At 76.2% G+C, this 3,205-nt stretch carries 5 protein-coding genes; 3 read left to right on the top strand and 2 right to left on the bottom strand.

Going from position 1 to position 3,205, the window contains the following annotated elements:
• From EBM89_RS20100 to EBM89_RS20090, 3 genes are all read left to right on the top strand, one after another.
• Positions 1 to 747 (top strand): YggS family pyridoxal phosphate-dependent enzyme (locus EBM89_RS20100; RefSeq protein ID WP_122151347.1); only part of this gene is annotated, 747 nt, incomplete at its 5' end.
• Complete coding sequence (locus tag EBM89_RS20095; RefSeq protein WP_122151346.1) at positions 744 to 1,127, top strand: YidH family protein; 384 nt, start codon at positions 744 to 746, stop codon at positions 1,125 to 1,127. The genes EBM89_RS20100 and EBM89_RS20095, both read left to right, overlap by 4 nt.
• Positions 1,124 to 1,504, top strand: a complete 381-nt coding sequence (locus EBM89_RS20090; protein ID WP_233571883.1) for a DUF202 domain-containing protein — start codon at positions 1,124 to 1,126, stop codon at positions 1,502 to 1,504. The genes EBM89_RS20095 and EBM89_RS20090 overlap by 4 nt, the downstream gene beginning before the upstream one ends.
• 9 nt (positions 1,505 to 1,513) lie before the next feature.
• On the opposite strand, the gene EBM89_RS20085 is transcribed toward EBM89_RS20090, so the two are convergent.
• Both EBM89_RS20085 and lplAB read right to left on the bottom strand, forming a co-directional pair.
• A complete protein-coding gene (locus tag EBM89_RS20085; RefSeq protein WP_122151348.1) occupies positions 1,514 to 1,912 on the bottom strand; it encodes a YccF domain-containing protein in 399 nt (132 codons plus the stop codon).
• A 64-nt stretch (positions 1,913 to 1,976) separates the two neighbouring features.
• The gene (lplAB, locus tag EBM89_RS20080; protein WP_122151345.1) at positions 1,977 to 3,053 is read right to left on the bottom strand and encodes a lipoate-protein ligase LplAB; all 1,077 of its coding nucleotides are present in this window, start codon (positions 3,051 to 3,053) and stop codon (positions 1,977 to 1,979) included.
• Positions 3,054 to 3,205: the final 152 nt, after the last annotated feature.

The raw sequence follows: 3,205 nt of genomic DNA, 5'->3' as shown, positions 1-3,205 counted from the left end.
GCCGAGGCCGCCGCGGGCCGCGCGCCCGGGTCGGTGCGGCTGCTGCTCGCCACGAAGACCCTCGACGCCGGCGCCGTGCGCGCCGCGCTGCTCGCGGACGCGGCCGCCGCGGCGACCACCGCCGGGAGCGCCCACCGGGTGCTCGTCGGGGAGAACCGCGTGCAGGAGCTCGTCGCGAAGGCGCCGGACCTCGCCGACCTCGCGCCCGAGCTGCACGTCATCGGGCCCCTGCAGTCGAACAAGGTGAACGCGGCGCTGCGCTGGGCGCACTGCGTGCAGAGCGTCGACTCCCCCGCGCTGGCGGAGCGGCTGGCGCGCCGGTGCGCGGACACCGACCGGACGCTGGACGTGCTGGTGCAGGTCAACGTGTCCGGCGAGCCCACCAAGCACGGTGCGACCCCGGAGGCCGCGCTGGACGTGGTGCGCGCCGTCGCCGGGTCCGACCGCCTGCGGCTGCGCGGGTTCATGACCGTCGGCGCGAACTCCCCCGACCCGGAGGTGGTGCGCGCGGGGTACGCGCTGCTGCGCGACCTGCGGGACCGGGTCGTCGGGAGCGGCGAGCCGGGGACGGCGGACGCGGTCACGCTCTCCATGGGGATGAGCCGGGACCTGGAGGTCGCGGTGGCCGAGGGGGCGACGGTCGTGCGGGTCGGCACCGCGGTGTTCGGCGGTCGCCCCGCACCCGGCGGCGCTGCCGAGCACCCGGCACCGGTGGTCGCGGCTGCGGCGCGGGGGTCGCGCGCGTGAGCGCCGAGGACCCGTCGCCGCGGGACCGCCGGTTCCCGCGCGGCGTCTACGCGACCGGGTCAGAGCCCGACGGGCGGTTCTCGCTCGCCAACGAGCGCACGTTCCTCGCCTGGGTCCGCACCGCGCTCGCGCTGCTGGCCGGGGGCGTCGCCCTGGAGGCCCTGGACCTGCCGGTGGAACCGCACCTGCGGCTCGCCGCCGCAGTGCTGCTGGTGGTGCTGGGCGTCGCCGCACCGGCGCAGGCGTGGTTCGGCTGGGCGCGCACGGAGCGCGCGCTGCGCGAGCGCCGCCCGCTGCCGGGCCCGGTGCTCAGCGGTCCGCTCGCGATCGGGGTGGCCGTCGCCGGGCTGCTCGTGCTGGTGGGGCTGCTGGTCCGGTGACCGCGACCCCGTCGGCGCCGCACCCCGTGCCCCCGCCGGGCGCGCAGCCGGAGCGCACCGCGCTGGCCTGGCGCCGCACGGCCCTGTCCGTGGCGGTCGGGGCGCTGCTGGCCGCGCGGGTGCTGGAGCCGTGGGCCGGACCCGCGGTGTGGCTGCTGGCGCTGGCGGGTCTGGGCGCCGCCGTGGGCCTCGGGGTGACCGGCGCCCGGCGGGCCCGGCGCTGGGCCGAGGTCGTGGACGACGCCCGCCCGGAGGTCGGTCCGGGGTCCGGGACCCCGACGACGCCGGGCGGTGCCCCGCTCGCGGTCACCGCCGTCGCGGTCGCGCTGCTCGGGGTCGCGGCGCTGCTGGCGGTGCTGCTGCACCCGCCGGTCTGACGCGCGCGCTCAGCGGCCGTAGGCGACGAACGGCCGGTCCGTCGGCACGATCTCCTTGCCGAGCGGCAGCAGCGACACCGGGATCATCTTGAGGTTCGCGATGGCCAGCGGGATGCCGATGATCGTGATCGCCTGCGCCAACGCCGTCGTGAGGTGCCCGAGCACCAGCCACCACCCGGCGACGAGCACCCAGATGACGTTGCCGATGGTCGACCAGGCACCCGCACCGGGGTGGTCGACGATCGTCCGGCCGAACGGCCACAGCGCGTACGACGCCATGCGGAACGAGGCGATGCCGAACGGGATCGTCACGATCAGCACGCAGCAGATGATCCCGGCCAGCACGTAGCCGAGCGCGAGCCACAGCCCGCCGAAGAGCAGCCAGATGAGGTTGAGCAGAGCCTTCACGAGCACCAGCCTCCCAGCCCGGTGAGCGGGCGTGCATCGGGGACCACCCCGAGCCGACCCTGGTTCACGGCACGCGCGCGGTCCACTCCGGGTTGCCGAACTTCTCCGCCACCAGCTGCTCGGCGCGCGCGAGCTCCTCGGGCCGCAGCTCGCCGTCGACGGTGCGGTACCGGGACCGGAAGTGCGCGATGAACGCGTCGATCACGTCCTCGCGGGCCATCCCGGTCTGCGAGCGCACGGGGTCGACCCGCTTGTTCGCCGAGGCGGTGCCCTTGTCGGAGAGCTTCTCGCGGCCGATGCGCAGCACCTCGAGCATCTTGTCGGCGTCGATGTCGTACGCCATCGTCATGTGGTGCAGGACGGCTCCGCCCGCGAGGCGCTTCTGCGCGGAGCCCGCGATCTTGCCCGCCGGGGACGCGACGTCGTTCAGCCCGGAGAACGAGGCCGTCACGCCGACGTCCGCGAGCGCACCGATCACCCAGTCGTCGAGGAACCGGTACGACTGCTCGAACGACAGCCCGTCCACCAGGGACGCGGGGACGACCAGCGAGAACGTGATGCAGTTCCCGGCCTCCATGAACATGGCGCCGCCGCCGGAGATCCGGCGCACCACGGTCACGTCGTGCTTCGCGACGCCCTCGGGGTCGACCTCGTTGCGCAGCGACTGGAACGAGCCGATGAACACGGCCCGCTCGGTCCACTCCCAGAACCGCAGGGTCGGCCCGCGGCGCCCGGCCGCGAGCTCCTCGGTGAGCACCTGGTCCAGCGCGCCGAGCACGGCGGGCGGCAGCGGACCGGGGTGGATCACCTCGAAGGTGTGGTCCTGCCAGCTGGTCGCGTGCCCGAGGGCGCGCCGGACGGCGATGGCCACCGACTCCGCGGAGAAGCCCACCATGTGCACCGGGGTGTCCAGGGTGCCGTCCGCCTCCGCCCGGGCGAGCGCGGACTCGACCGCCGCCGTGAGGTCGGGGACGCGCGCGCCCTCGGGCTGGCCGCGCAGCGCCGCGTCGATCACCCCCAGCGCCTCGTCGGGCTCGAGGAAGAAGTCGCCGCTCACGCTCACCCGGGTGAGCGCACCGCCTGCCACCTCTACGTCGGCTGCCACGAGCTTGCCACCGGGGACCTTGTACTCGCCACGCACGTCCCCGATCCTAGGCCCCTCACCGCCGCCCGCGGGGCAGGTCCCGCGCCCGGTCGGCACCGGACGGGGGCCGTGCGGCGCCGGTGCCGGAGCCCCGCGTGCCCCGCCCCGGGCGAGCGGCGCCGCCCGGGAACGTGCCCCCGGGCGCGCCG

The organism is Cellulomonas triticagri, from assembly GCF_003696205.1.
Classification (GTDB): domain Bacteria; phylum Actinomycetota; class Actinomycetes; order Actinomycetales; family Cellulomonadaceae; genus Cellulomonas; species Cellulomonas triticagri.
The sequence above is the reverse complement of the archived record's forward strand: the minus strand, read 5'-3'. Positions and strand labels throughout refer to the sequence as shown.